The 1,229-nt window shown below is 36.6% G+C and carries 1 pseudogene; it reads right to left on the reverse strand.

Features of this window, described 5'->3' with window-relative positions:
* Window positions 1-38: 38 nt before the first annotated feature.
* A pseudogene (locus tag BN349_RS22850) lies at window positions 39-1,229 on the reverse strand (IS3 family transposase); the annotation flags it as partial.

Genomic DNA, 1,229 nt, shown 5'->3' on the forward strand with positions numbered 1-1,229 from the left:
TTTGAAGTGACCCCATAAAGTTAGACACGGTTATTTCATTAGGCAACTTGTTGGGCATGAGTTCGGTATTGAACCGGACTCATGCCTTTTAATTTTGCCTTGATACGATTGTGATTATAATAATCGATATATTGTTCAAGCTCACGCTTGAAGTGTTCCATGCTTTCGAATTCTTGTAAGTAGAGTAGTTCTGATTTCAATAGTCCGAAGAAATTCTCCATGACTGCATTATCGAGACAATTCCCTTTTCGAGACATACTTTGCGTAATACCATGTTCTTTCAATGCCTGAGCGTATGGATTCATTTGATAGTGCCAGCCCTGATCAGAATGAAGAATTGGGAATTCTCCTTCGGATAAACGAGTGAAAGCTTGTTTTAACATTTTTGAAACGAGTGGATAGACTGGGCGTTTCTCCATATTGTAGGCAATGATTTCGCCATTAAATAAGTCAAGTACAGGTGAAAGATATAGTTTTTCTCCAAATAAATGAAATTCTGTGATGTCCGTTACCCATTTCTCATTAGGTCTTGTCGCCGTGAAATCCCGTTTTAAAATATTTGATGCTATTTTTCCAACGTTACCTTTATATGAGCGATACTTTTTCATACGGACAAGAGATTTTAATCCAAGTTCTTTCATGAGACTTTGAATGGTCTTGTGATTGATTTGATAACCACGATTTCGTAATTCTAACGTGATTCTACGATAGCCATATCTCCCTTTATGTTCATGAAAAATAGAAGAAATAATAGGTTTTATTTCGGCATACTTGTCTGCACGATTCGCGTTTTTGATCCAATAATAATACGTACTGCGTTTGATGTTGGCGAGTTTAATCAGTTTTAGTACAGTGAATTCTTCCCTTAGTTCATACACTACTTGCGCTTTGTCTTTCATTGTAATGCTTCCTTTTCCTGAACTAAGGCGTTTAACTTTTTTAAATAGGCATTCTCCATCCGTAAATATTCCAATTCTGCTTGTAAATCTTCTATAGAATTCGTAGCTGTTATCTGTTTTTTTGATGGTTCTCGATGGTCTTTCTTCATAGACGGACGCCCCTTTTTCTTCGAACCAAGGGCCGTTTCACCTTTTGTAAGTAAAATATTTTGCCATTGCCAGAGAATTGCATCGGAAGATAGATTAAATCTCGCAGCCGTGTCAAAAATGGACGTCCCATGTTCATTCATATATTTTAGTACGTCTAGTTTATATTGAGTGGTGTACTTT

The organism is Bacillus sp. AP8 (assembly GCF_000321185.1).
In the GTDB taxonomy this organism is placed as follows: domain Bacteria; phylum Bacillota; class Bacilli; order Bacillales; family DSM-1321; genus Bacillus_AD; species Bacillus_AD massilioanorexius.